We start from the raw sequence: 23,376 nt of genomic DNA on the forward strand, positions 1-23,376 counted from the left end.
TCTAATTTATTTCTATCATCTTAATTTCTGTAGAAAGGATGTGTATTGGCTGCTGCAGCATCCTGACCAAGCGTAATCCTATCGTTATTATTAACTTCACCAAAACTTGGATCAGATATACCAGCCGGAATCACAATAAAAGCAGCATTATCATACTCTGAGTTTAGATTATACATTGTAGCAATAAAAGTATTTTTTTGAATACTTTGGGGTTGCAATTTATATATATGCGTATTACTATGAGTAATTTGACCATCACGGTTGATTGTGATGCTTTCACCAATATTATTACTCCAAGTTCCTGAAATTGTTGAAAAATCACCACTAGCAAGAGCGTTTACGTCAACTGTAGACTTTGCTTCTGCTGCAGGAGAAGTATTACTATCGGCGTTAGTTGTACTTGAAGAGGGTTGAGTAGTTGACGATTGAGCAGGTGACATCTGTTCACTAGCAGCAGATTGAGTACTGTCCCCTGCTTTTTTATTACTACTCGCGTTAGCAGTCATCTTTTTCTTAGCTTTAGATGATTTTGCTTTTTTAGAACTACTTTGTGCAGTCTTTACTGTCGAATGGTCATTCGAATCACTTTTTGTTTCATTTTTATGGCAAGCGCTCAGTAAAAGCAAAGAGCACAACATAGTTATACTTACTAATTTATATGAATTTTTCATTGTATTTCCTTTCTTTTTCAGGAATCCTCAAATTCCAAAATCATTATACAACTTTGTTTTGTAAAAATCAACACATTTTAGAAATATTTGTAATTTATTTGTAACATATGTGTATTTTCTATTTTCTGCCTTTAGAAAATTAGGCAATGAGGTACAATTTCCTGTTGCATATCCCCAAGTATCTACTTGATTCGGATTATTCCTCCAAGCCACTGGATAATCATCTCCAATAACCACTCCATTGTTCACAGCTAATGCATGACGCGCTATTTTTGAGGCAAACATAGTTTTTGTTGCACCCTCTTTTAACTGATTCGAAGGTTTATCAACTAAGTTATTCTTATTTTTTGAGACATTATTATCGCCTTTTTGAGTAGAAGAAGCAGTACTTGAAATCATATTATTGTTAGATTCACTAGTCTCTTTGACTTTCATGTCTGGTGTGGACGAAACTGATGAATTATTTTCATGTTCCACTTGAACATTAGATGTTGAAACAGTAGACGTTACTCCATTTTCTGATATCGGCTTAGTATCTTCGACTGGTTTGGTTTGAACTGTAACTAATTTTTCTTTATTGTGAACTTGAACATTATCAACTATAGATACTTTATTTGATACACCACTATCCACAGCTTGATTATTCTTAGAGTTGTTTTCAACATTAGAATTTATCATTTTATCAGAATGGGAAACAACAGACTCTGTTGTAGATGAAACAGTAGATGTTGAGGTTGTCTCATCTGCCGAAACATTAGCAACATTAAACAGAAAGCATCCTAGCAGTACAGATGCAACACCAAATGAATATTTCCGAATTGAAAAGCGTTGAACTTCTTTATTAAAATTTTGATTCTTCATAATTATTATTTCTCCTTTATCTCTTAGTAATTGGTATATCTTAATTATTACTGTTTAACAATAGAAACTCCTCCCGGATCAACACCTAATAAACTAGGATATTTTTTGGGTACTTGACCAAAAATAATCCAAACAAACGATAGAAACAACAAAACTTTGATAACATTCTTCATGTTTTTCATAGAGTTAAATCCTCTTTCTAGGTACACATTATATCCCTTTGAATAAACTATTGCAATAGATTTTTATAAAAATAATTATTTTTTTTAAAATTATAACTATAATCATTTTATGTGTTTGGGCATGTTTCCATAGTTTTAATGTAATTTTTTCAAAAATAAAACACAAATAAAATTATCTCCATCATAAACTGGACATAAATTTATTCGTGTTTCTCATATTATATCTTATTTTTAACTTATATTTTTTTAAAATTATCACGAAGATACTTTTCAAGTATTAAAGCCATTTTTTCATTACCGCTGAGTTTATATAATACTTGCGAAAATGTAAAATATTGCTTTACAATACTTTGGCTAGAAAAATCCTCGCTAATATTCGCTAATATACAGTATAAATCTGCTAATAAATAACTACAACTGTATTCATTACATTTTTCAATAACATCAAGCGTTTCTTCTATTCCCTTCTCAATCTGAAAACTTTTCCAAAGATATCGGCAAAAATTATATCTAATTTTAATATAAATTTTCAGTTCTATTGTATGAGTAAAATCAATATTTTGAAGTTTAGATATTATTGCTTGATAACATTTTTCAAATTCATCATTATTTTTTTCTTCTAAAAAGAAATCAAGCAAGGTATTAGAGATACGAAGGTACATTAACTCATCTTTATTTAATCGCACAAGCATTTGTTCTAATTTTATAATAGCCTCCTCTCTTTTATTATCACAATGAAATGAAACAATTGCTCCTATCCATTCAAGATAATTTTGATCTGATAGTGACAATCTATGCCATTTATCAATTTCTAAACTGTATAAATATTTTAATGAATCATACTCACGCTTTACTAGAAAAGATTCTACCAACTCTTTAAATTGTACCAACTTAGATGTCTCGCCAAGTACACTATCATCAAAAAAATAGTTCATTGTAACATTCATTTTTTTTGATAATGAATATAAAAGATCCGAACCAGGCATATACTTGCCCTTTTCCATTCTACTAATTTGACCTTGTTCACATACCCCTTCTGCTAATTCTTTTTGGGATAGCCCTAATTCCAATCGTTTACTTTTTAATCTTGTGGCTAATAATGTACTCATACTACTCCCTTAACATTTTATAATTTATTTTTCATTATATCATATGAGTTAAATTATATAAAATTAATTTTATATGACAATAGTGATTTTTATATTAGTTTCATTGAAACGAGGTCAAAATTGCTAATCTATAGTCGACGCAAAAATTATAACTGCATGGCTATTCGCCCTGCCAACACTTGGTATCCCGCAACGGTCAAATGCAGTCCATCAGTGGTAAATGCTTCTGCTAATTGTCCTACTTCGTCTAACAGACTGTCGTAGACATTGACAAAAGTCACATTCATATAAGCAGAAGTCAACTCTTGATAGACATGGTTGAGACTTTGAATTTTTCGATTGCTTCTTAGATGAACGCGCTTTTTGTAAGTAGGGCTTTCATTGACTGGTAAAACAGACAGAAGGCAGATTTCTGCAAGAGGATAATTTCTAGCAATCGTTTGGATGATGCTTTCCACATTTTTTACCGTTTCTTGCTGCGGAATTTCCTTTCCAATATCATTAGTGCCGATGAGAAGAAAAATCTTATCAACTGCCTGCCCAAATAAAAGAGATTCTAAATGCTCTAGCAACAAATCGGATCGATAACCTCGAATTCCACGGTTTATTAGTGTTTTTGACGTTTTTAATAACTCATGTAATGGAAAATACTCTACGATAGAATCTCCCAGAAAAAGTACATCGGGGTCTTTGACGGATATACGATTCAACTCTTGGTATTTTTTTCTGATCTGCTCTTGCTCATTCAAAAGCCATTCATCTAATAATTGGACAGCCATTGACTCTCTCCTTTCCTCAAATAGTTCTCTAATACTGTCAGGACGCCCGCCTCTGTATTGGCTGGTGCAAGGTGATTGGCAACTGCCTTGGTTTTAGGATCCGCATTCTCCATAGCATAGGAAATCCCTGCTAATTGCAGCATTTCAATGTCATTTTCACTATCTCCAAAGGCCATGATGTCTTGCTCTTGAATTTTCCATTTTTGCATCAGTTGTTTCAATCCCCAAGCTTTATGGATCCCTTTTTGTAAAATATCAATCGCTCCATAACCGCTTGTGACTGCATTTAATGTGTCTGCAAAATCCTGATTGAGCTGTCGAGTAGCCTGAACTGCTGCGTGCTCGTTTACCACCATACTCATTTTCAGAACTTGTGGAAAATCATCTGGACGCAATGCTTCAACAAAGTTTATCTTTTGATAAAATTCTTGCGCCATTTCTGCTGTCATGACTTTTTCAATCATAGGGAAAACCGTCCCCATTTTGACAAAAGCTCCATTTTCAGCTGTGACAATGAGGTGCACATCACGTTCTCTCCCTTCAAAGTAAGACAAGACTTGTTCCACCAAGTCTGGAGACCAACATGTACCCAGCAGTACCTCGTTTTTATCAAAAATCCGCGCACCATTTGCGGCAATCAAGGTCAAGCGCGCCAGCAAATCACCAAATAACAAGCGCATTCGGTGAATTTCATTGCCCGTTGCCACCACAAACCGAATCTCCCGCTTGTCCAGCTCATCCAATATATTTTTCAACCGACCTCGATCGAATTCCCCTTTTTCATCTAAGAGCGTTCCGTCCATATCGGTCACAATCATCTTAATTGTCATGTTATCACCTCTAACAATCATTCATTTCAAATTCAAATCTCGTCGTCCATTTATTTCATAATGTTCGACTATCCTTTTGCCATTTCTGTAATTCCGCTTGGATAATGCAAAACATTATTGGCTACATTTACATCTTATTTCAAAAGGATTATATTACGTCTAAATATATCCCAGTAAACAAAGTTTTTCTTTTATTTTACCAAAAAGAGAGTTGAAGAGGAAACAATTGTATTCCAGCAAGGATTGGTCTTTTTAGTTATAGTTTAAAACTATATTCTTTTCTCTAAATTAACTATTTTTCAAACATGCTCAGCTTTTGTACAATAAAAAGCAAGAAATCTAGAAAGAGGCATGTATATGACACAATCAAAATTCCAACTAGTTGGATCTCTTCTTCGTCCAGCTGATCTGCTTAATTATAAAAATAAAATTGAACATCGTGATGACATTCAGTATCCTTTTTATGATAGTTTTCCGGGTTATCGTGAAACAGAAACAGCAGAGATTAAAAAGGTCATTGCTGATGAAAAGGCAAATGGTATTGATATTTTGACAGATGGTGAATATTCTAAGTCCATGTGGCATTTAGATTTTATTTGGGGACTTAAAGGTATTGAACGTTACATTGCAGACCACGGCTACACTTTTAAAGACCATGATGGCGGACAGTACGAAACACGTAAAGACATCGGTATTCGCATTAGACAGCCACTTTCAGGTAAAAATCATCATTTCTTAGATAGTTACAAACTGCTCAAGGAAGAAGCTGGTGATACGCAAACAAAATTAACGATTTGGGGACCTGCGCATGCTTATACTGAACTGGCTATCTTTGATAAACTTGCTGGTGAAGGGCAAGTTTACAAAACCAATGACGAATTAAAAGCTGGTCTTATCAAGGCCTACAAGGAATTCTTGACAGAATACAAGGAAGCTGGCGGGGCAATCATCCAGTTTGATGATTGCCTTTGGGAACTTTTTGATGAATCAAATCCTGCTTCGTTTTTTGCTGATGGCAATGCTGCGCTAGCTGACTTAGCGGATGAATTTATTGCGATCAATAACGAAGTAGCTGATTACGGTCATCAATTAGGACTCAAAGTTTGGACACATAACTGTCGCGGAAATTATGAAAGCCGTTCTGCCTCAGGCGGAACTTATGAAGCGATTGCAGAAAAATTCTTGCGTGAGCAACATTATGACCGCTTCTTCTTAGAATGGGACAGTGACGTCTCAGGTGATTTGAAAGCCCTTGCTTCTCTTAAAGATAAAGATGCTGAAGTTGTTCTTGGACTCCTTTCCAGTAAGACAACTGATCTTGATGATGAAGAACGTGTTCTCAAGTTATTAGAACAAGCCAGCACCATTTTGCCTAAGGAACGTTTGCTGCTGTCCCATCAATGCGGTTTTGCTTCTTGTGATTCTGGCAATGAGTTGGCTATCCCACAGCAATGGGCCAAAATCAAACAAGGCCAAGAAATTGCTAAGAAATTTTGGGGTTAAACTGCAAGCACATGACTATTTAGCGAACACTGACAAAAACGCGAAAACAAACTTCTTTTTGAGGTTTGTCTTTTTGATTTCCAGCAATAAATACCACTGAAAAAGAATACTATTAAAATGATTTCTCTATTGAGAAATTTTTGAAGACAAAACTACAATAATCTACACTTCAACCATTTTCCCTTGCCCCTCTGTTACAATTCTTCAATTCATTTGTGTAATCTGAAAAAGACTGAATCGAAAGATTCGGCCTTTTTTATAAGGAGCAAATTTATCAAATTATACTGTCAATTCAATCTGATTGCCTTCTAAAGCCAGAATGCAGCTTTCATAGTAACCATCACCTGTCAGACGCGGTCCGCTTAAAAGCTGATAGCCGTCTGCTTGAAGCCTCGCTGTCAGTTCATTTACCTTTTCTCTACTTCCTAGACTAAATGCCAAATGGTGATACCCCAAAAAGAGAAGTTCTTGGTTGTTCTCCGCTAAACCTTCCTTTCGAGTCATGATTTCCAATCTCGCCCCTTCGTCAAAGCTGAGGAAGTAAGACTGAAAACCTGTTTTTTTATTATGGTAAAGCTGATTACTTTTCGCTTCAAAATATGTTTCAAAGAAGCGTTTAGCTCCTTCTAAATCTCGAACATAAAGGGCTGCGTGCTCAATCTTCATAGAGTTTTCCTCCATTCGTTGCAATAACTTCTTTATACCAATCAAATGATTTCTTCTTATAGCGAGCCAAAGTCCCTGTTCCATCATCGTTTCGATCAACATAGATAAATCCGTACCGCTTGCTCATCTGAGCTGTTGAAGCAGACACAAGGTCAATACAGCCCCAAGTGGTGTAGCCCCAGAGTTCAACACCATCTTCAATTGCTTCGCCGACCTGCTGTAAATGCCGTTTAAGATAATCAATGCGATAATCATCTTCAACAGTCGGACCATCAGGACCATCTACCAAGACATCTTTCGCACCAAGACCATTTTCTACGATAAAGAGCGGTAATTGGTAACGGTCATAGAAAGCATTGAGAACCAGATGCAGACCAATTGGATCCACTTGCCAGCCCCATTCTGAAGCAGTTAGATAAGGATTTTGCAACCCACCCAGCACATTTCCACGACCAGAAGAATAACTTTCCGGATCATGGGCAGCAACCACACTCATGTAATAAGAGAAGGAGACGAAATCTACGGTATGCTCTGACATCAATTCTTTATCACCCGGTGCAAATTGGATCTTGATTCCATTTTCCTTGAAAAAACGGTTCATATATGCTGGATATTTACCACGCGCATGAATATCTGAAAAAAGATAATTCTGATTTTCAAACTCACGAGCAGCCAGTACATCCTCTGGTTTTGGCGTCATCGGATAAGTCGGCATAGCTAGTACCATGCACCCAATCTTAAAGTCTGGATTGATTTCATGCCCAATTTTAGTTGCAAGAGCTGATGCCACTAGTTCGTGATGAACAGCTTGATAAAGATCTTGTTTGGACAATTCTTCTACTGGAGTTGCAATCCCTCCACTCATAAACGGCGCATGAAGAACAGAGTTGATTTCATTAAAGGTCAACCAATAGTTCACCTTGTCTTTGTAACGAGTAAAGACGGTACGAACATAGCGCTCATAAAAGCCAATCAAATCACGATTTGCCCAACCATTATACTGACGCGCCAAATGCAAAGGTGTTTCATAATGTGACAAAGTCACCAAAGGTTCAATGTTATATTTGGCCAATTCATCAAAAAGGTCGTCATAAAACTTTAGACCTGCTTCATTTGGCTCCGTTTCATCACCATTTGGAAAAATCCGTGACCAAGCAATAGAAGTACGATAAACCTTGAAGCCCATTTCTGCAAAAAGGGCAATATCTTCTTTGTAACGATGATAAAAGTCAATTCCTTCCAATTTTAGGTTATCAGCTGTTGGCTTATCTGTAATCAAAGGATTGAGATCACCTGCATTAGCTGGTATGCCACCTTTTGGCGTCACATCTTGAACCGAAAGACCTTTACCATCCATATCGTAAGCACCTTCGTATTGATTGGCAGCTGTTGCACCACCCCAAAGAAAATCTGCTGGAAATTTACCCATGGCTTCTACCTCTTTTATTTTTTACTCAATTATATTATAATCTTAAGAAAGAATATTTTCTAACACAATTCTTCTATAAATTGGTATTATTCTACGAAAGAGGCTACACTTATGGATCTAGGAACATTACACAAAAATATCGTTTACAAAAATCAAGGTACTCCTTACTCTCTCACACGAACCATTACCAAAAATGGACAGCCGGACATTCTCTTTCATTGGCATACGGATGTTGAACTGATTTACGTCCATGAGGGGACAGCACAGTTTCACATTGATTATGATTACTTTAATAGTGAAGCAGGTGATATTATCCTCATTCGTCCCAATGCCCTTCACTCGATTCACCCGATTGAAAATCGCCGCCATTACATGGACGCTATCAATTTTCATTTGGATTTAATGGGCTATTCTGCTATGGATCAAGCTAGCATTGACTATCTGCAACCGCTTTATAATGGTCAACTGGATTTTGTTCATGTTATCAAGCCCAATCAACCAGCCTATACAGACATTCGGCAATGTTTACTTGATGCTATGAAAATAGGCTATTACCGCACAAAATATTTTGAATTTCAACTCAAATCCCAGCTCAATCAACTCTTTTATCTTTTATTTGAAAATGGTTATGTCATTTCAAAAGAGCAAACCTTAGAAGGCTATCGCAAGGAAGAAAAAATCCGTACCATTATTGACTATATCAGCGCTCATTATCAAGAAGAGCTCACTATTGACCAACTTGCCAAAATTTGTGGTTACAGCGATACACATTTCATGAATTTCTTTAAGAAACATTTGGGGGTGTCTTGTATAGAATATGTGATTCAATTTCGCTTGCGAAAAGCGGCTGAACTCTTGCAGCATTCTACCTTACCCGTCTTAGAAATTGCTACACAGTCTGGCTTTAACAATCTCTCTAACTTCAATCGGCAGTTTAAAAAGTATTACCAACTAACTCCTAGTCAATATCGTAAAAAATAACAAGGAGGGACTCCATGAAAGATATTATCTGGTTATTTCCGCTGCTTTTCATTTTTCATGATTTAGAAGAAATCATTGGTTTCATACCATGGCTACAGCGGAATGAGCAGCTACTGGCAAAAAAAGCTACGGTCATTCTAAAGGCCCACAAAGACTTATCCACAGAAGGGTTCGCACTAGCTGTAGCAGAAGAATTTGTCGTGGTGCTCTTTGTCTCTTTCTTTGCTATTTTTTACCATACTCGCTTCCTTTACCTCATCTGGTTGGGTGGATTCATCGCTTTCGCTCTTCATCTGGTGCTTCATATCCTGCAAGCTATCTGGATTAGGCGCTATATACCAGCTCTTGCAACCTCTATCCTGTGTTTACCGGTTAGCAGTATTATCATTTGGAAAACCACCACTTTACTTCATATCAACACAATTGAACTTCTTGTTTTCAGTCTCATTGGCGTTCTCATCGTTATCAGCAATCTATTTTTTGCACTTTGGTTAGGAAAACAATTTTCTGCCCGGTTAAACTAAAGCCATTTTGAATATCTAAAAAACGCTTAAACATTGTCTGCTGCAAGACTCTTTTAAGCGCTTTTTATTTTAATCGAAACTCATTTGCTCCATTTCAAATTTACATGCTCATTCATTTCCTGATAAGCTGTGTCAATTCGTTCTTTGGTGGCTTGGTCTAATTGATTACGGTATTTTCCACCTTCAATGAAATCTTCCAAAATATAGGTCTGGTAGGTGTAGAGAGGATAGCCTTCCGGTGAATACGTCCCTTTTGCCACACGACTCACCCAACTCGGATGTGCCTGTACATCCTTGATAATTGTCCCTTTCTTTGATTTTTCAACCGTCACGTCCATGAGCACGCCGCGTTCTGTCCATTTCTTATTTTCCACACCGTCCATTGTCTCGATTCGCTGATTGGAGATAAAATTTCCCATAGAATAGATAATGAATTTCTTTTGTCCATTTTGTTTGATGACCTCTGATGGTTCAACGACATGCGGATGTCCGCCGAAAATAATATCTGCTCCCCACTCAATCATCTTATGATAAAGAGTTTTTTGCTCCTGTGTCGGTTCCAATTGATATTCAACCCCCATCTGAGGCATGACAACGGTTATATCAGCTTCTTTTTCGGCTTGCTTAATTTCTTTTTTCATCTTTTCTTCATTTAAATCCGACAAATGATGATTGTAGTCTGCATGAGAGATATTTTCCTCCAAGCCGTTAAACCCATAGGAATAAGCTAAGAGCGCAATTTTAATCCCATTCACTTTTTTAATCACAAGTGAGGCTTTATCCCTGTTTTTATGTGTATAAACCCCAATCGGTGTAATTCCGTGCTGCTCAAATGCTTTTGCTGTTGAAAAAACACCTTCCAATTGAGAATCCAAAATGTGATTGTGTGCCAAATCCACAACTTGATAACCAGCATCTTTGATAGCTGACACCACCGACTCTGGCGCATTGAACAGTGGGTAACCCGCCAAAGGATAATTTGGTCGGATAGTCCCCTCGAAATCTCCTAATACCAAGTCCGCCTTTTTCAGCCAAGGTTTGACATATTGATAATTTTCTGTGAAATCATACGTCCCATCTGACTGTAAAGCACTCATATATAGAAGATCATGATATAGCAGATCTCCGTTTGCCATGATACGAGCCGTCTGTACACCATTTGGGGTAGAAGACATTTTTTTCTTTTGTACAACACCTGTTTTTGTCGACTTTCCCTTAATCGTAATGCTATCGTTTATTTTTTCAGCTACTAAAATCACACTTGCTGCTACAAACACGGCGCAAAGCAAGCCTAAAATAAACTGCCAATTGGTCGCTGACTGTATTTTTCGTTCCATTCTTTTCATGTTCTATTCTCCTTTATCTACATTGTAGCATAAAGAAGCGAACATAACGCAGGAAATTAGAAATAATAAAAAGGACGAAGCAGATTATACTGTTCTTCAATTGGATTTTTCGACCAACTGTTTGAAACTGTATAAATACTTGTCCTTTTTCTTAAATTATTTACTTACTTTTAATAATGCGTTGCCTATCCGTACATCACCATGAGCTAGCGCTTCAACTGCCTTATAATTAGCTATATTGGTAACAATGATAGGAGTCGTAACTGAGCACCCAGCAGCACACCATAAAGAATCAGTCTGAAACCTTGAATAGCTGTCAAACCAGAACCAATCAAGCTAGAAGCTGTATTAGCGATTGGTCCCACAAGTAAGAAGGTCAAAGATACTGCAATATAAGAGTCACGAATGGAACCATGAACACTTTGACAAAGTCTGGCGTGATTTTTTTCATGAATATCTCGATGTGAGATGCCACCCAAACTGCCAAAATAGCAGGAATAACCGTTGACAGATAGTCTCCTGTCGGCAAGCCCAATGGAATACCAAAGAAGTTTACTGCTCCAACTTTCCCCAAAGCTGTCATAGTAGCTTCCAAGTTCGGATAGACTAGAGCTGCTTCAATTGCTAATGCAGTGAAGTCATTCATTTTGAACTTATGAGCAGCATTGAGAGCAATCATAATCGGTAAGAATTGGAAGAATCCGTCACCTGCTGCTGTCAAGACAAGTGCAACACCATTGTTCTTTGCTGTCCAACCTAAGGTTGCGGTCAGGATAGCGACCACACCTTTAATAATCCCAGCTGCCGCTAAAGGACCAAGGAAGGGTTGAAAGTCAATAAAGGCATCGAGTGGATTTTTCTTCACCGCTTCTTCATGTGCTTCCACAGTACCTGCACCCTGCCCCTGCACACCACCGACTGCCAATACCGCTGCATAAACATCAGGGACATGATTTCCAATCACAACCTAATACTGACCTCCAGCCTTCACTACGGTCATTACACTATCACGCGCCATAAGATAGTCAGTATCTGACTTGCTCTCACCTTTTAGAGTAAAGCGTAAACGGGTTACACAGTGCTTAACACTGCTAACTTATCACAGCCTCCGACGTGATTGAGAATATCCTGAGCTAAGTCCGTATAATCTTTTTCCATAATAGGCCTCCTTTAATTTTTAGGTCAGCCATTTGTTACACATATAAATATAGAAAACTGTAACAAAAAAACCTAAACATACACCAAATAGAAAGTAGTTTTCCTACCTTATATCTCGTATTTGTCTAGGTTTTGCCTGCATGACCAGTAACAATCCATGAATTAAGCATAGCACAAATTTTGAGATTTGCGAGCGGTTTCTAAAACTTTTTTAAATAATTATCAGGTGATAAATAAAATAATCGTCTGTTAAGGATATTAAAAAACTTTGACAAGTCGTTCAACCTATCAAAGTTCTTAAAGAGAATGTTATTAGATTATTTAACCATTTGATTTAGTCGTTCATACACTGCAACAACTTCTTTTGCTAAATCAATAAACGTTAAGCTCGTCATCAAGTGATCTTGAGCATGCACCATCAAAAGACTGAGCTCAATTTTTTCACCTTGAGCTTCTTGTGTCAGCATCACTGTCTGTGACTTGTGTGCTAAAACTAATGCCTCATCTGCTGCTTTTAACTTTTCATGTGCTTCTTCAAAGAGACCGTTCTTAGCTTTTTGAATCGCTTCAAAAGCATTGCTCTTCGCCTCGCCACCATACATAATGAGGGACATGATACTTTCTAAATTTGAATTTTCCATATCAATCTTCTAGCCTCCGATCAGTTCCTCGGCTAACGCTAGCACCTGTGGACCGTTCATCATGCCATAATCCACCATTGGGATAACTCCAACTGGGATATTCTTTTGAGCTAACTTTTCTGTGAATTGATCTAAAAGATAGCGCACCTGTGGACCTAATAACAAAACATCTACTTTCTTCTCAGAAAGGATATCATCTACTTCTGGTGCTGGAACTGCAAAAATTTCTGCATCTAATCCTTTTTCATCGGCTGCAGCTTGCATTTTTGTAACAAGCAAGCTGGTACTCATACCCGCAGCACATGCCAACATAATGGTAACTTTAGTCATAATTGTTCCTTTCTATTCATTAAAGTCAACGATCTTTTCTACCGATTAACGGATCTTGCTAAACGTGACACAGTATGTCGAACGCCACGAATAGTATTGCTCAGTGCATAAATATTATCCACTACTGCCAAACCACCATAACCTGCATCCCCAATATGTTGAATATCAACACCACAAATTTTATTACGAAGTGCGATTTGTTTAATTGTTTCAATATCCGACGTCTCTTGGCTAGTGCCAATAGCGCTTAAGACTAAACCTCTTTTACTATGTACTAAATCTACGACAGCTCTCATTTCTTCATCACTGAAAGCAGGAACTGTACCAACCGCTGGCACCAAAATCACATCTGCACCAGCTTCTAATAATTGTTCAGCTATCTGAATGTCTGCAACCGGCTCGGATACCCCTGCACCGTGCATTTTCCCAGCTATAATCAAACCCGAAAAATGCTGCTTAGCTAATTTTACTGCATCAATAATTTCTTTATTGCTAACTCCTGTTCCTGGATTACCTGTTAAGCAGACAAAATCAAAGCCTAATTTTTCAATTTGTTCAAAAGAAGCCTGACTAGCTTGCCGACCAGCAGCAATCACTTGCACTTCTTCCAACATATCAGCTTCCAAATCAACAGGTTCTAAATTCACTCCAATCGGAGCTCCCACCAAGCGATGCAATTCGTGAACAATTTGCTCTTTTTCACAATCCAAACCAAATATTTCTGGTTGGAAAACATCTAAGCAATTCAGCAAAATCATATCTGCACCAAAAGCTCTTGCAATCTCAGCATTGGTGATATCTCCGACAAAGGTTTCACGAATGACAACATTTTCGGATAAGACAACTCGCCCTTCACTCGCTTGAATGCTTTGTTTCAATTCTTGGGCTGTCATATTCAAAATTTCCGAAGGATTTGCACTAATTAATCGTTTCATACTCTCATCTCCCTACTGATTTTCTTCTGCTTTAAAGCGTTTTTCAATAGTAATTACAAATGGAATATAGATTAAAATATCAATCACAATAAGAACAGCTTGTAAAATAGACGCTTTAAAACTTCCCGTTGCCAGCAAGCCACTAATAATCGGAGGAGTTGTCCAACCTGGGTCAGTATATGTTAACGGTACAAGACCACTTGCCATGGATGACCATGCAACGATGAGATTCGCAATCGGTGCCAAAATGAATGGGAACAGAAGCAAGATATTTAAGACAATTGGAACACCAAACATCGTTGGCTCATTGATATTGAACAAACCTGGAACCACTGTAATAGGTGCCAGTGTTTTAATCTGCTTGCTTGATTTTCTCTTTTTCGCCAAATAACCAATCGCTAATACCAAGCCAATAGTTGCGCCGCCACCGCCAATGAAGACGAAATTATCCATAAAGACACTGGTAAAGATATGCGGTAGTTTTTCCCCTGCTTGATAAGCAACTTTATTGGCATCGAGATTCGAAAGCCACAATGGTTTCATAACCGCATTGACAACATTTCCTCCATGAAGTCCAACAAACCAGAATGAACTATTTAAAGCAACTAGAATCATCAAACCAAATAAATTATTACCTAGTAGACCTAGCGGTTTTCCTAAAACAGTTTGAGCTACCGCATGCAAATTTGGTAGTTTTAAACTTGCTAAAAGGGCATAAACCAACAACCAGCCTGTGATAATCACTGCACCTGGAATAATGGCGCTGAAACTTTTTGAAACTGCCGGTGGAACACCATCAGGCATTTTAATTTGGACATTATGATTGATGAACCATTGATAGATATAACCATTTACCAAACCAAGAATGATTGCTACAAAAAGGCCTTGTGAAGCTAAAAATGCTGTGGGAACACCGTTTCCTGTTTTAGTAGCAAGGAATGGTGTCACTGTGATAAAGGCAGCAAGCGAGATAATCCCAGAAGGAATCCCATCCACTTTGTATTGACGGCTCATATAGTAGGCAATCCCAAAACTGGCTACCAAACCAATCAGACCAAAACTACTATCCACGCCTTTCCATAGATAGGCAGAAACCCCAATTTTTGTCAAATAAGCTTCCCATCCTGGAACAGGAAAACTAGCAATGACCATAAACAAAGAACCAATCAACAGTAATGGTACCGCAAGCGTAATGCCGTCCCGAATTGCTACTAAGCCTTTATTGTTCCCCAACTTAATAGCAATAGGCATTAGTTTTGCTTGTAAAAATTTGTCCATCTTTACAATCTCCTTTGATTATAATATATAATTAAATAGCAGACAAAATCAACTTTATCTCGCTTTTTAATTATATTTTAAAACAATTATCCCAAGAAGTCAAGCGCTTTCACTTATATTTGATAATTTTTTATAATCAATATATAATAGATGCAGGGAAGGATGGTAGATAATGAATCAAACAAAAAAACAAACTGAGTTACGAACAATTATTTTAGATAAAATTTACGCCAAGGGGCCAATTTCTCGCATTGATATTTCAAAAGAGACGGGCATTACTCCTGCTACAGTTAGTGCGATTACAGGAAGTTTGATCCAAGAAAAACTGCTGTATGAGCTGGGGGAAGATGAAGAACACGCAAAAGTCGGACGCAAGAAAATCCTCTTGGGTATAAAAAAACAGCACTCTTATTTCATCGGCTGTGAACTGTCTGAAAAATACTTTTCTTTTGTGTTGAGTGATAATACAGGAAATGTGATTGATAAAGAGAAAGCAACTGTCAGCTCGGAAAAAATTCTAGCAGAAGGTGCTGATTTATTTTGTCATTTACTTGAACAATTCATTTTTCGGAACAATTCCTATACAATTCAAGCTGTAGGAGTAGCCATTCCAGGTCGCTATCTGCACAATGATTTGATTACAACAAACAATCAAACATGGAAACAATTTGATCTAGCGAAGATTAAAAACGAGTTTTCTTTTCCAATTTACTTTTCTAATAATGTCAATTGCATGGCACTAGCAAAGCGCCTTTTTTCTGCTTACCAACTGGATGAGAATTTTATCTATTTTCATTTTGCACGGGGTATGCACTGCTCTTATATGTACAATGGCAAAATCTACGGCAAAAGCAATATTGTCATCGGCGAAATTGGTCATACCGTCGTTTGTCCTGACGGAGAAGTCTGTGGTTGCGGACGCAGAGGCTGTTTGCAGACTTATGCTAGTGAAAGCTGGCTGATAAAAAAAGCAAAAATCATCTTTGAAACTGCCGAGTTGACACATTTAAAATCACTTGTCACAGATAAAGAAGAGATCACGATTCAAACTATCCTCACAGCATATAACTTAGGAGACCAAGCTATTCTCAATCTCCTGCATTTGGCATTTAAGTATTTGGCACAATCCCTGCTAAACCTTAGCATGATGATTGATGCAAAGAAAATTTATCTGCACAGTCCCATCTTGACTGATGACAAAGTCATTGCAGCTTTCTATCAAGAAATCTCACAACAACCAAAACTACTCTTCAAAGACTTGCCTGAACTCATTATCGAGCCCTACAATGACTTCACTGGTGCAACAGCTGGCGTTGCGCTTTGTCTGCAAAAGGAATTGCTGAGTGTTTAAGTAAAAAATCAGGAAATGATATGTTTTTATCATTTCCTGATTTTTATATTTATAACAAATTATTTCAATCATACTTATAAAAGATGAAAGGACTAAGCTTTTTGCCCAGTCCTTCTTTTTTATTCTAATGGCAGTTTGTCCCACGTTACTTCATATGTGAAAGTAAGTAGCCATATCCTGCTGCTTCCATTTCTTCTTTTTTGATAAAGCGTAGTGCTGCCGAATTGATACAGTAGCGCAGTCCGCCTTGGTCTTGAGGACCATCTGTGAAGACATGCCCCAAATGCGCATTTCCAGAGCGAGAACGTACCTCGATTCGCTCCATACCGTGACTTTTATCTTGATAATACTTAATCACATCTTTGGCAATTGGTCTTGTAAAACTCGGCCAACCACAACCCGAATCAAATTTATCACCGGCAAAGAACAGTGGTTCTCCTGTTGTCACATCTACATAAATGCCTTCTTCAAAAGTTGCAAAATACTCATTTTGGAATGGTCGTTCAGTTGCAGCATGTTGGGTGACCTGATAAGCTTCTTCAGACAATGTTTCCTTTAAAGTTGGCTCACTCGGTTTCACATATTGTTTCGGATCTACTAAAGGTTGGTAAGCGTCATTAACATTGATATGACAATAGCCACTGGGATTTTTCTTGAGGTAATCTTGATGATAGTCCTCTGCCAATACATAATGACGCAGTGGTTCTACTTCTACTGCAATCTCCTGACCGCATTGCCGCTCTTGCTCTTTCACGACTTCATTGATGACTGACATATCCGTGTCATTTGTATAATAAATCCCTGTGCGGTATTGACGGCCAACATCGTTTCCTTGCTTATCGATAGACAGCGGATCAATCACACGGAAATAGTAGAGCAGAATTTCTCGCAAGCTAACCAGATTTTCATCATAAGTCACATGAACCGTTTCCGCATGGTCTGTCTGCTTAACCAGCTGATAGTTTGTCGTCTCAACCTGCCCATTGGCATAACCGACAGTTGTAGCAGTCACACCTTTGATACGAGAAAAATATTCTTCTAACCCCCAAAAACAGCCTCCTGCTAGATAAATTTCAGCCATAAAAACACCTCATTTCTTTGTTCTTATTTTCTCATAAATCTCTAAAATATTATAAGGATTTGATTAGAACTTTCTTGAGAATGATGTGAAAAAAGACGGAGAAAACGCTTTTTTACTCTATATAGTGCAATTTCCCACGAAAATCTTCTATGCTTTCATAGCCTTTTTCTGCCATAATCGCTTTCAGCTCATTTGTAATACGATTAAAAGCTCCTACGCCTTCTTTATGGAGCGTCGTTCCGACTTGCACCATACTGGCTCCGCAAAGAATGTGCTCAAAAGCATCTCGGCCGGTCAACACACCACCGGTACCGATGATTTGGATTTCCGGTTTCAAACGTTGGTAAAAAGCATGAACATTGGCCAACGCGGTTGGTTTGATGTACTCCCCACCAATTCCACCAAACCCATTTTTCGGACGAATGACGACTGTTTCATCGTCAATATACAGCCCGTTGCCAATCGAATTAACACAGTTGACAAAACAAAGTGGTAATTTATTGAAAATCGCTGCTGCCTGATCAAAATGCGCAATATCAAAATAAGGTGGTAATTTAATCCCCAACGGTTTAGTGAAATAGGCAAATACTTCACTCAAAATTTTTTCCGTCATTTCAAAATCATAGGCAATTTGTGGCTTGCCAGGAACATTGGGACAAGACAGATTAAGCTCGGTCAATCCTTTAAAATCACTGTCTTGTACCTTTTTCAAAAGAATGTGAGTTTCTTCTGGCGACAATCCCACAAGAGATAAAAAGAATGTTTGATCGGGTTCTATCTTTTGCAAATCTAACAAGTAATCCAGATAGTAATCTAGTCCATGATTTGGTAACCCCATTGAATTGATTGAGCCGAGCGGCACATCTTGGTAGCGAGGTTCAGGATTTCCTACTCTCGCTTGCAAAGTGGCTGTCTTAGTGACAAAGGTTCCTGCAGCAGATTGTTTGACTTTTTCTAGCTCCTCTATTGTCATACAAGCTACTCCAGCCGCATTCATCAGGCAATTGTCAAAAGAAAAACCAGCAATTTGTGTTTGAGTTGATACCATGAAATACTCCTTTAGTTTTTTCTATTGTACCACTAAAAGCAGAAATATGACTCTTTGAACAGAATAGAAGAAAAAAATGTTCGGGATAAACAAATAAATTTTTGATACGCAAAATTCCGGCATCAAATTCTGTCGGAATTTTCGGAAAATTCAACTTTTTCTTTACAGTATAAAATTTTTCTGCTATAATGACACACGTAATAAACGTTAATCTACACTGATTTGGACGAAAGTCTCGTTCTGTGATGGAGTTAGGATTGTTGAAAGCTAGAAGAGATAAATCTAACTAATCATATAAAGCAATCTCTATTCGGCTACCTATTTTTTCCATGACCGTTTGAGCATAGTGAATTACGGACATGGATATTAAGAAACATAGTCATGTGAATGTTTTTGTTTTTCACGGTCTTAGTATCTTATTGCAACCGAACTCGGACGAAAGTCTAGCATGTTCAGCGTAATTGAACTCGACCTAAAAACTTCAGAAAAAAGATAAATATTCCTTGAAGCATCGCTTCTTCGTCATATTTCCTATTTTTCTTTTGTTTTTCACGGTCTTCGTATCTTATTTAAGGAGAAGTCTATGACAACTGCTAAAGAATATATCCAAAACACTTTTGAACTGGTGAAAGCTCGTAATGCTCACGAAGCAGAATTTCTGCAAGCGGTGGAAGAATTTTTAAACACACTTGAGCCCGTTTTTGAAAAACATCCTGAATACATTGAAGAAAACATTCTGGCACGCATTACCGAGCCAGAACGTGTGATTAGTTTCCGCGTCCCTTGGGTTGATCGCAACGGCAAGGTGCAAGTCAATCGCGGTTATCGCGTTCAATTCAATTCCGCAGTTGGCCCCTATAAAGGCGGACTTCGGTTCCACCCAACAGTCAACCAAGGGATTTTGAAATTCCTCGGTTTTGAACAAATCTTTAAAAATGTCTTGACCGGTCTACCAATCGGCGGTGGTAAAGGTGGTTCTGACTTTGATCCGAAAGGCAAGACGGACGCTGAAGTCATGCGTTTCTGCCAAAGTTTCATGACAGAATTGCAAAAATACATCGGTCCTTCTCTTGATGTCCCTGCTGGTGACATTGGGGTTGGTGGACGCGAGATTGGCTATCTGTATGGTCAATACAAGCGCCTACGCCAATTCGATGCTGGGGTCTTGACTGGTAAACCTATTGGCTTTGGTGGTAGTTTGATTCGTCCAGAAGCAACTGGTTATGGACTTGTTTACTATACACAAGAAATGCTCAAGGCAAACGGTGAAAGTTTTGACGGAAAGACCGTTGTCGTATCCGGTGCTGGAAATGTAGCTCAGTATGCTGTGCAAAAAGCAACTGAACTCGGTGCCAAAGTCATTTCTGTGTCTGATTCAAATGGTTATATCATTGACAAGGACGGAATTGACTTTGATCTTCTGGTAGATGTGAAAGTAAAACGCCGTGCTCGTCTGACAGAATACGCTGCCGAAAGAGCAAGTGCCACTTACTACGAAGGCTCTGTCTGGACTTACGAAGGTTCCTTTGACATTGCTCTGCCATGTGCTACTCAAAATGAAATCAACGGTGAAGCAGCAAAACGCTTGGTTGCTCAAGGAGTTCGCTGTGTATCAGAAGGTGCCAATATGCCAAGCAATTTGGATGCTATTGCCGTTTACAAAGAACATAATCTCCTTTATGGTCCTGCTAAAGCCGCCAATGCTGGTGGAGTTGCTGTATCTGCACTCGAAATGAGCCAAAATAGCCTCCGTCTTTCATGGACGCGTGAGGAAGTTGATAGTCGTCTCCAAAACATCATGACAAATATTTTCAACACTGCTAAGACAACCGCTGAAAACTACGATCTTGGTAACGATTATCTAGCCGGAGCAAACATTGCTGCTTTTGAAAATATTGCCAATGCGATGATTGCCCAAGGAATTGTTTAAACGAATACATGACAAAAGGCTGTGGACAAACTTGTCCACAGCCTTTTACTGTTCTTCTGCTGAAATAAGCAATCAATCGTTATTTCTAAAACTTCACGCTTTTGGTTTCTCCCCACCTGACATTGTCATAAGCGAGAGTATAGGGCTGCTGCGAGCCGTCCTCACCGTCATACATCAGCTTCCATTCCACCTTTTCGCCCGCCGCAAGCTCCTCTTTTATGTTGGCAGTGTCAAAAGTAGCGTCATCCAAGACATAGGATTCTCCCATTTCGTCTTGTAAATCAAAGTCATAGACATTGAGAGGGAGAGATTCGCTAGAGGTATTTTCGATAATGACCTTGGCGGTAATCGTTGCTCCTGTTGCTTGCCCTTTCATCCGCTCTTTGGAGCCCACATGAATGTATTGAACAGTGATTTTCATTCCATTTTCAAAACGCACGCTGTCTCCCAGACGGTGATGTTTATAACTATCTTGATAAACTGCAGTTCGAGCACCATGCCCTAGAAAGGCAAAGTTAAAAATACTTAAACCAGCCACCACGAGGGTCATGAATACAAGCATGACACAGCTAATGATGGTCGTCCAAAACAAAGGCTGCTTATACAGGGGCTGTTTCAAGCGATAGACGTGACCGGCAGGGGTTTTTATTTCATGCGGTACTTGTTCTTCCATAATAATCTCCTTTCTGCTTACGCTGGTGCATAAATCGTTGGCAAATCAATTCCTTCCTTTAATAAAGCGTCATGATACAGTCTGTAAAATTGATGGTAAACGGTGCTTTGGCTACCACTTTGGACGGTAATACTAATACGAAAATAAAATTGACCATTTTCGCTAACTTGCGGACCTAAAATCGTCGGTTCCTGCAAAATTTCTACTTGATCGCCCGCATATTCTTGATTGACCTGCTGGATAATCCGAGTGACCTTCTCCAAATCCGTCTGAGCGTATAATGGAATATCAATGAGCGCTCGCATATTACCGCGTGAGAGATTGCTGACGACAGTAATATTGCGATTAGGAACGTAATGCAAAGTGCCATCTGCATCGCGCACTTGTGTCGTCCGAATTCCGACACTCACAACTGTTCCTGCGATTTTAATCGAGCCATTAGTCAGACGAACACTGTCTCCGACATCCAACTGCCGCTCCAGCAAAATAAAGAAACCATTGACTAAATCAGACAAGAAGCCTTGCGCTCCCATCCCGATTGCCACCCCAGCAATCCCAGCTCCTGCTAGTAAACTAGACACCGGCAAGCCTAAAATCGCTAATATCCAATAAATCAAGAGAAAGTAAAGGGTGTAATTCAGCAAATTTTCCATCAAACGAGTGAGGGTCTTTTGCCTCCCTTCGTCTTGACTAGAGAGTTTCAATGAGGGGGAGATAATCTTTCTTACGAGTACATGTACCAGCTTTTTAGCGAGGTAAAAGAGAGCTAGCAAGAGCAAAAGTGAAACGAGCTTGCTAAAGACATCATCTACCAAATGAGACCAGTTGAGTTTTTCAAAATAACGAGAGAATACATTCTTGTTCGCAAATAGCATAGCTACCTCCTACTTATTTCTATTATACCATATCCGAGTCTTATCGGCGCACGTACTCTGTCGTCAAGGATAATTTATCTGGCTTTCACCTCATCTACGAGTACAAAAAAGTTGGGAAGATCCCAACCTCATTTTTTAATTAGTTCACTTCTACTTTAGGCACTTTCCCCTTGCGGCGGGCAAGAATATCCGCATAGTATTTGCGGCTGTTGTTGAGTACGGAAAGGACATTTTGGTAAAACTCATCTGATTTGACCTGACTTAAAATTTCGACATAGTCCGCCAACTGTTGTGTTGGTAAGGTGTCGCCACTTCTTTGCGCAATTGTTTAACATCATAGCTCACTTTTTGTAACTTCTCTTGTGAGCGGGAGGCAAAGAGTTGCTCAAAAGCGGCGTGGCTCTCCGTCAGATTGTCAACAAATTTCCCAATCGCCAAAGTCCCCACCTGCTCCTTATAGGGGGCTGTTTTGAGTTTTTCCAGCAAGCTGTCAATGAGGGCTGTTTCTTCCTCGTAGTGCTTGGTGTGTGCACCCTTGTACTGCTCAAAGAGGCGTTTCAAACTTTCATACGCTGACTCTTCCTCTTCACGCTTGGCTGCCTGATAAGGCTTAATCGCATCACGCAAAGCTTGTAAATCGGCGTCACGCAACTCGTCAGCCGCGCTAATAGACGCTGACTTTTCGCTCGCCCGAATCTGACCCAGCGAAGCCTGATAAGCTGGCAGAGCCACTTTTAGCTTCTTTACCAAAGCAGCTAACACTTCTTCATTTTTGAAGTCTAACCCTTCTTTTTCCACATCATCTAAAAATCGAGTGATGAACTGAACAAACTCGGCTGAGCGGAGATTGCTAATTTTAAGTCCAATGAGCTTTTCTTGCTTCATACATTCCTTCTTTCCTTTTTTATTTGTCACTTAAAGTGACCGTCTCAATGACTTCTCCTTTTTCCATCAGCGCGGCGGATGACCTCAACTACTTTTCGTTTGCTTCGTCCGCTCGGGGGAAAGTTTCTCTTCCTTTTGGTTTACTCCGTCCGCCCGGCGGACAGCATGAATCAAAAGAAATTTATCTCGTCCGCCGGGCAGACGGTCTGAACTACAAGCCGTTTGCCTTGTCAGCCGCGCGGACGAAGTGAAATTGTCTCGTTTCACCTCATCAGTCAACGAAATCCAGAAAAATCATCTCATTTAGTAT

At 38.7% G+C, this 23,376-nt stretch carries 22 protein-coding genes and 2 pseudogenes; 5 read left to right on the forward strand and 19 right to left on the reverse strand.

Annotated features, from left to right (window positions below; translation table 11 throughout):
• Positions 1-20: 20 nt before the first annotated feature.
• The 6 genes from HMPREF2963_RS02355 to HMPREF2963_RS02375 form a co-directional block, all read right to left on the reverse strand.
• The gene (locus HMPREF2963_RS02355) at positions 21-671 is read right to left on the reverse strand and encodes a DUF6287 domain-containing protein (RefSeq protein WP_070668400.1); all 651 of its coding nucleotides are present in this window, start codon (positions 669-671) and stop codon (positions 21-23) included.
• Between the two features lie 27 nt (positions 672-698).
• The gene (locus HMPREF2963_RS09705; protein WP_070668402.1) at positions 699-1,532 is read right to left on the reverse strand and encodes a YSIRK-type signal peptide-containing protein; all 834 of its coding nucleotides are present in this window, start codon (positions 1,530-1,532) and stop codon (positions 699-701) included.
• A 47-nt stretch (positions 1,533-1,579) separates the two neighbouring features.
• Positions 1,580-1,714 carry a hypothetical protein gene (locus HMPREF2963_RS09505; RefSeq protein ID WP_261674388.1) on the reverse strand — a complete coding sequence of 45 codons (135 nt, stop codon included), beginning with the start codon at positions 1,712-1,714 and terminating at the stop codon, positions 1,580-1,582.
• 236 nt (positions 1,715-1,950) lie between these two features.
• Positions 1,951-2,823, reverse strand: a complete 873-nt coding sequence (locus HMPREF2963_RS02365) for a helix-turn-helix domain-containing protein (RefSeq protein WP_020997590.1) — start codon at positions 2,821-2,823, stop codon at positions 1,951-1,953.
• Between the two features lie 146 nt (positions 2,824-2,969).
• The gene (locus HMPREF2963_RS02370) at positions 2,970-3,602 is read right to left on the reverse strand and encodes an SGNH/GDSL hydrolase family protein (protein WP_070668405.1); all 633 of its coding nucleotides are present in this window, start codon (positions 3,600-3,602) and stop codon (positions 2,970-2,972) included.
• A complete protein-coding gene (locus tag HMPREF2963_RS02375) occupies positions 3,584-4,432 on the reverse strand; it encodes a Cof-type HAD-IIB family hydrolase (protein WP_070668408.1) in 849 nt (282 codons plus the stop codon). The genes HMPREF2963_RS02370 and HMPREF2963_RS02375 overlap by 19 nt, the downstream gene beginning before the upstream one ends.
• 357 nt (positions 4,433-4,789) lie before the next feature.
• Here HMPREF2963_RS02375 and HMPREF2963_RS02380 point away from each other — a divergent pair, with 357 nt between their 5' ends.
• On the forward strand, positions 4,790-5,935 hold the full coding sequence (locus tag HMPREF2963_RS02380) for a cobalamin-independent methionine synthase II family protein (RefSeq protein ID WP_006269815.1): 1,146 nt from the start codon (positions 4,790-4,792) through the stop codon (positions 5,933-5,935).
• A gap of 279 nt (positions 5,936-6,214) precedes the next feature.
• On the opposite strand, the gene HMPREF2963_RS02385 is transcribed toward HMPREF2963_RS02380, so the two are convergent.
• Positions 6,215-6,601 (reverse strand): VOC family protein, encoded by a 387-nt coding sequence (locus HMPREF2963_RS02385; RefSeq protein WP_006269802.1) that lies wholly within the window; start codon positions 6,599-6,601, stop codon positions 6,215-6,217.
• Positions 6,591-8,030 carry a glycoside hydrolase family 1 protein gene (locus HMPREF2963_RS02390; RefSeq protein WP_070668411.1) on the reverse strand — a complete coding sequence of 480 codons (1,440 nt, stop codon included), beginning with the start codon at positions 8,028-8,030 and terminating at the stop codon, positions 6,591-6,593. The genes HMPREF2963_RS02385 and HMPREF2963_RS02390 overlap by 11 nt, the downstream gene beginning before the upstream one ends.
• 111 nt (positions 8,031-8,141) lie before the next feature.
• Here HMPREF2963_RS02390 and HMPREF2963_RS02395 point away from each other — a divergent pair, with 111 nt between their 5' ends.
• Positions 8,142-9,011 (forward strand): AraC family transcriptional regulator, encoded by an 870-nt coding sequence (locus tag HMPREF2963_RS02395; RefSeq protein ID WP_070668414.1) that lies wholly within the window; start codon positions 8,142-8,144, stop codon positions 9,009-9,011.
• Between the two features lie 14 nt (positions 9,012-9,025).
• Positions 9,026-9,535: an HXXEE domain-containing protein gene (locus HMPREF2963_RS02400; RefSeq protein WP_070668417.1), complete on the forward strand. Its 510-nt coding sequence runs from the start codon at positions 9,026-9,028 to the stop codon at positions 9,533-9,535.
• Between the two features lie 80 nt (positions 9,536-9,615).
• On the opposite strand, the gene HMPREF2963_RS02405 is transcribed toward HMPREF2963_RS02400, so the two are convergent.
• From HMPREF2963_RS02405 to HMPREF2963_RS02430, 6 genes and pseudogenes are all read right to left on the reverse strand, one after another.
• Positions 9,616-10,881: a CapA family protein gene (locus HMPREF2963_RS02405; protein WP_070668420.1), complete on the reverse strand. Its 1,266-nt coding sequence runs from the start codon at positions 10,879-10,881 to the stop codon at positions 9,616-9,618.
• A gap of 251 nt (positions 10,882-11,132) precedes the next feature.
• A pseudogene (locus HMPREF2963_RS02410) lies at positions 11,133-12,039 on the reverse strand (PTS transporter subunit EIIC); the annotation flags it as partial.
• A 317-nt stretch (positions 12,040-12,356) separates the two neighbouring features.
• Positions 12,357-12,680 carry a PTS sugar transporter subunit IIA gene (locus tag HMPREF2963_RS02415; protein ID WP_003070913.1) on the reverse strand — a complete coding sequence of 108 codons (324 nt, stop codon included), beginning with the start codon at positions 12,678-12,680 and terminating at the stop codon, positions 12,357-12,359.
• Between the two features lie 9 nt (positions 12,681-12,689).
• Positions 12,690-13,010, reverse strand: coding sequence for a PTS sugar transporter subunit IIB (locus HMPREF2963_RS02420; RefSeq protein WP_021002125.1), 321 nt, complete (start codon positions 13,008-13,010; stop codon positions 12,690-12,692).
• A gap of 38 nt (positions 13,011-13,048) precedes the next feature.
• Positions 13,049-13,945, reverse strand: coding sequence for a DUF7916 family protein (locus HMPREF2963_RS02425; RefSeq protein ID WP_058670101.1), 897 nt, complete (start codon positions 13,943-13,945; stop codon positions 13,049-13,051).
• A 12-nt stretch (positions 13,946-13,957) separates the two neighbouring features.
• On the reverse strand, positions 13,958-15,223 hold the full coding sequence (locus HMPREF2963_RS02430; RefSeq protein ID WP_003026394.1) for a PTS sugar transporter subunit IIC: 1,266 nt from the start codon (positions 15,221-15,223) through the stop codon (positions 13,958-13,960).
• A 172-nt stretch (positions 15,224-15,395) separates the two neighbouring features.
• Here HMPREF2963_RS02430 and HMPREF2963_RS02435 point away from each other — a divergent pair, with 172 nt between their 5' ends.
• Positions 15,396-16,574 carry an ROK family transcriptional regulator gene (locus tag HMPREF2963_RS02435; RefSeq protein WP_070668422.1) on the forward strand — a complete coding sequence of 393 codons (1,179 nt, stop codon included), beginning with the start codon at positions 15,396-15,398 and terminating at the stop codon, positions 16,572-16,574.
• Positions 16,575-16,719: 145 nt separating this feature from the next.
• On the opposite strand, the gene msrB is transcribed toward HMPREF2963_RS02435, so the two are convergent.
• Positions 16,720-17,655, reverse strand: a complete 936-nt coding sequence (gene msrB / locus HMPREF2963_RS02440; RefSeq protein ID WP_003070919.1) for a peptide-methionine (R)-S-oxide reductase MsrB — start codon at positions 17,653-17,655, stop codon at positions 16,720-16,722.
• Positions 17,656-17,767: 112 nt separating this feature from the next.
• Positions 17,768-18,703, reverse strand: coding sequence for a dihydroorotate oxidase (locus HMPREF2963_RS02445; protein WP_070668425.1), 936 nt, complete (start codon positions 18,701-18,703; stop codon positions 17,768-17,770).
• A 583-nt stretch (positions 18,704-19,286) separates the two neighbouring features.
• Here HMPREF2963_RS02445 and gdhA point away from each other — a divergent pair.
• Complete coding sequence (gene gdhA, locus HMPREF2963_RS02450; protein WP_070668427.1) at positions 19,287-20,633, forward strand: NADP-specific glutamate dehydrogenase; 1,347 nt, start codon at positions 19,287-19,289, stop codon at positions 20,631-20,633.
• 85 nt (positions 20,634-20,718) lie between these two features.
• Here the strand turns inward: gdhA and HMPREF2963_RS02455 are convergent, their stop codons facing one another.
• The 3 genes and pseudogenes from HMPREF2963_RS02455 to HMPREF2963_RS02465 all read right to left on the reverse strand — a co-directional run bounded on the left by HMPREF2963_RS02455 (position 20,719) and on the right by HMPREF2963_RS02465 (position 23,066).
• A complete protein-coding gene (locus tag HMPREF2963_RS02455; RefSeq protein WP_070668430.1) occupies positions 20,719-21,306 on the reverse strand; it encodes a DUF4352 domain-containing protein in 588 nt (195 codons plus the stop codon).
• 17 nt (positions 21,307-21,323) lie between these two features.
• Positions 21,324-22,181, reverse strand: coding sequence for a mechanosensitive ion channel family protein (locus HMPREF2963_RS02460; RefSeq protein ID WP_058670095.1), 858 nt, complete (start codon positions 22,179-22,181; stop codon positions 21,324-21,326).
• A 139-nt stretch (positions 22,182-22,320) separates the two neighbouring features.
• Positions 22,321-23,066 (reverse strand): annotated as a pseudogene (locus HMPREF2963_RS02465) (DUF6261 family protein).
• Between the last annotated feature and the right edge of the window lie 310 nt (positions 23,067-23,376).

The organism is Streptococcus sp. HMSC067A03 (genome assembly GCF_001814295.1).
Lineage (GTDB): Bacteria > Bacillota > Bacilli > Lactobacillales > Streptococcaceae > Streptococcus > Streptococcus constellatus.